Source organism: Frankia sp. AiPa1 (assembly GCF_023243075.1).
Taxonomy (GTDB): domain Bacteria; phylum Actinomycetota; class Actinomycetes; order Frankiales; family Frankiaceae; genus Frankia.
Genome location: NZ_JALKFZ020000080.1, coordinates 1 through 4,049 on the forward strand (window position 1 = coordinate 1; position 4,049 = coordinate 4,049).

A 4,049-nucleotide genomic window follows, 5' to 3' on the forward strand; every position below is an offset into this window, starting at 1 on the left:
GGTTCCAGAGGTCTTCGGGGCTGTGGACGCCGCCGGGGAAGCGGCAGGCCATGCCGACCACCGCGATCGGCTCGTCGCGGCGGGCCTCCAGCTCACCCAGCTTCCGGCGGGCCTGGCGCAGATCGGTGGTGGCTCGCCTGAGATAGTCGCGCAGCCGATCCTCGTTGGTGGTGGTCATCAACTCTCACCCCTTCGGCGTCAGTAGGACCGGTCGGCCCCGGGCGGAAGGCCCAGTTCGTTGTCGAGCACGTCGAAGAGTTCGTCGTCGCTGACGAGGCCCAGGTCGTCCTCGTTCTCGTCCGCGACGGTGCCGGGCCCCGTGGCTGGCGTCGCGCCCGGGCGGGTGCCGGTCCACCGACCCAGCAGGTCCTGGAGCCGGCGTCCCACGACCGCGTGGTCACCGTCGTCCGCCGTCGTGGCCGTCCGCGCGGCGGCGAGCGCGTCGCGGATGGCCTGTTCGAGCTGGTCGACGGCGGTGAGCAGCGCGGAGCCCGCCCGGGCCGGCTCCGGTGCCAGCACCTCGGCCAGGTGGGCGGCGAGAGCGGCGGGCGTCGGATGGTCGAAGACGAGTGTGCTCGGCAGTCGCAGTCCGGCCGCCTCGCCGAGCCGATTGCGCAGCTCCACCGCCGTGAGCGAGTCGAAGCCGAGGTCGAGCAGGCCGCGGTCGGCATCGATGACCGTGTCCGCGTCCCCCGGGTCGTGTCCCAGAACAGCCGCGATGTGCCCGCGCACCGCCGAGAGCAGCAACTCGACGCGTTCCTCGGCGGGGACGGCCGCGACCCGTGTGCGCAGCGACGGGCCGGCCGGCGACGGTGCCGCAACCCGCCGCGGACGGGCCGCCGGAGCCAGCCCGCTCAGGAGCGGATGCAGTGATCCCGACGCGGCCTGGACCCGCAACCGGGCGGGATCGAGGCGGGCGGCGACCACGGCGGGCCGGCCACCACGCACCGCGGTGTCGAACAGCTCCAGGGCCTCGGCGTCCGGCATCGGCAGCAGCCCGGAGCGGGCCAGTCGTGCCTGGTCGGCGCCACCGAGGGCGCCGGTCATCGCGCTCGTGCGGGCCCACAGGCCCCAGGCGATCGAGGTGGCGGGCAGGCCGCGGGCGCGGCGATGATGACCGAGCGCGTCCAGGACCGCGTTCGCCGCGCCGTAGTTGCCCTGCCCGGCGCCGCCCAGGGTGCCCGCCACCGAGGAGAACAGGACGAACGCGGCCATATCCAGCCCGGCGGTCAGGTCGTGCAGCAGCCAGGCGGCGTCGGACTTGGCCCGCAGCACCCGGTCGAGCCGGTCGCCGTCCAGGGAGCCGATCGTGCCGTCGTCGAGAACTCCGGCGGCGTGGACGACCGCCGTGAGGGGATGTGCCGCCGGGACCTGGTCGAGCAGCCGGACGAGCTGGGCGCGGTCGGCGAGGTCGCAGGGGACGACGGTCACGGCGGCGCCGAGCCGGGCGAGTTCCGCGGTGAGCTCGGCGGCGCCCGGTGCCGTGGTTCCCCGCCGTGAGGTGAGCAGCAGGTGGCGGGCGCCGCGAGCGGTGACCAGATGGCGGGCGACGAGCGCACCGAGGGTCCCGGTGCCCCCGGTGATCAGCACGGTCCCGTTGCGGTCGAACCAGCCGTCGGCCCGTTCGACGTGCGCATGGCCCCCGCCGGCCACCCTTTGGCCCTTGTTCCCCTCGGGACCGGAGCCGTTGCGTGGCGCCGGCACGGCCGTGTCCGCACGATCCGTGCCCTCGGAGCCCGCCGCCGCGGAGCGCGTCGCCGCAGGACCCGTGGCGCCGGAACCGGCGCCCCCGGTATCGGCGTCGCGGGTGGGGATCAGCCGTGGCAGCAGCACCTGCCCGTCCCGGATCGCGAGCTGCGCGGCACCGCCGGGGCCTGCCATCGGTGGTGCTGTCCCCGCTGTCCCCGCCGGCCCGGTCAGCGCTGTCAGCGCTGTCAGCGAGGCGGGGGCGTCGTCGACGTCGACGAGCACGACGCGTCCAGGCGCCTCGATCTGGGCCGCGCGCACGAGGCCCCAGACCGCCGCGCCGGCAGGATCGATCTCGGACGGTTCGTGCGCGTCGACTACCGCGCGACGCGTCACGATCACCAGCGGCGAGGTGAACTGCCCGCCGCTCGCGTCGTCGAGCCAGTCCTGGAGTACCGCCAGAACCCGACCGGTCGCCGTGCGGGTTGCCGTTGCGACCCGTGCCGCGGACCCGCTCTCATCGGCGGCGCTGGTGCGGGTGCCGGTTGTGCCGGGCGTGGGCGCTTCCCCGTGGCCGGTGAGTGACCGGCCAGCATCCAGCAGCACCCGCCCGGGCACCGGGCCGCCCAGGGCGAGTGCCTCCCGCAGCGCCGTGGTGTCCGCGTGGGTCACGACCGTGGCGCCGGACGCGGCGAGGGCGGTGGCGAGGGCGGACTCCTGGCCGCCGAGCACCGCCCACACCGCCCCCGGTCGGTCGGCGGCGGCCGCGGCGGTCGCGGTCGCGGTGGTGGTGGTGGTGGCGGCCGTGGCCGTGGAATCGGCCGGGGAGACCCAACGCAGCTCGAAGAGGGCACTGGCGTCGTGGGTCCCGGCGGGCCGGACCTGCTCGACCAGCCGCTGCGGGTCCACCCGGCGTAGCTCCAGCTCGCCGATCGTGACCACGACGCGTCCGGTGGGATCGGTGGCACGTAGGGACACCGCGTCACCACCGGCCGGGCTGATCCGCACCCGCAGCTCGGTGACGCCGCCGGCGGCGAGGCGGACGTCGCGCCATGCGAAGGGCAGCATCACCGTCGGCGGCCCGGGCTGGCGGGCGGCGACGCCCAGGAGGTGCAGCGGCAACGGGTGCAGCGCCGCGTCGAGGAGGGCGGGGTGGGCGCCATACCCGGTGGCCTCGCCCGCGTGTTCCGGGAGCAGCACCGTGGCACAGATGTCCGTTCCGGCCTGCCAGGCCGACCGGAGCCCCTGGAAGGCCGCCCCGTAGAGGTAGCCCTCGTCGGCGAGCAGGTCGTAGGCGTCGGTCAGGGGAATCTCGACGGCGCCCGGCGGCGGCCAGCTCGACTCCTCGCCGGGGACCGTGGTCGGGGGGGCTGAACCCTCCGACTGGGCTGTGTCCTCCGACCGGGCCATGTCCTCCGGCCGGGGCGCTTCGCCCGGAGCGGCGCCGTCCCGGACGGGTGCGGGAGCGAGTGTTCCGGTGGCGTGTCGGGTCCAGCCGCCGGCCGTGTCATCGAGACCGGCCGTGTCATCGAGACCGGACGTCTCCTGTGCGGGACCCGCGGTGTCGGTCGGGGTGGGCCGTCCGTGCACGGTGACGGAACGCCGCCCGTGGTCGTCCGGGGGGCCGAGGAGGACCTGCACCTCCACCCCGCCCGTGCGGGGCAGCGCGAGGGGGGCCATCAGGGTGAGCTCGGCCAGGTGCGGGCAGCCGGCAAGCCGTCCGGCCTGCGCGGCCATCTCCACCAGGGCGGTGCCCGGCACCAGCTCGACCCCGGCCACCGCGTGGTCGGCGAGCCAGGCGTGGGTGCGGGTCGAGAGCCGGCCGGCGAGCACCAGCCCGCCGCTGTCGGCCAGCGGCAGCACACTGCTCAGCAGTGGATGGTCGACGGTGCGCTGGCCGGGCGTGGCCGTGGCCCGCTCGTCCGGGCCGACCGTCAGCCAGTAACGCTGCCGCTGGAACGGGTAGGTCGGCAGGCCCGGGACATGGGCGTGGCGGATCGCTGTGTTCTTCTCGGCGCCATCGGACGAGGACGCTGAGGCTGCCGAGGGAGCGGAACCCGCGGCGGCCGAGGGAGTGGGATTCCAGCGGACCTCGGCGCCGCGGACGTAGGCGTGGGCCAGTGCCATCGCGACGCTCTGGCGCTCGGGCCGGCCGGGCCGCAGCAGTGGGACGTGCAGGCGGGCAGCCGGGTCCACCTCGACGGATCCCGCGGCGTCACCGGCGCCGGCGGCCAGCGCGTTCAGGCTTTCCTCGCTGAGCGTGGTCAGCACGCCGGCCGGTCCCAGCTCGAGGTATTCGGTGACGCCGAGGGTGTGGAGGTGGTGGATGCCGTCGTGGAAGCGGACGGGGTTGCGGGCGTGGT

Annotated in this window: 2 protein-coding genes; both read right to left on the bottom strand. The window is 75.6% G+C overall.

The genetic code is table 11. The annotated features are described in order from the left end of the window. On the bottom strand, positions 1-178 hold a 178-nt coding region (locus MXD95_RS28440), incomplete at its 3' end, for a polyketide synthase docking domain-containing protein (protein ID WP_285223549.1). Positions 179-198: 20 nt separating this feature from the next. Then, the coding region (locus tag MXD95_RS07485) for an SDR family NAD(P)-dependent oxidoreductase (protein WP_250639809.1) at positions 199-4,049 on the bottom strand (3,851 nt) is incomplete at its 5' end.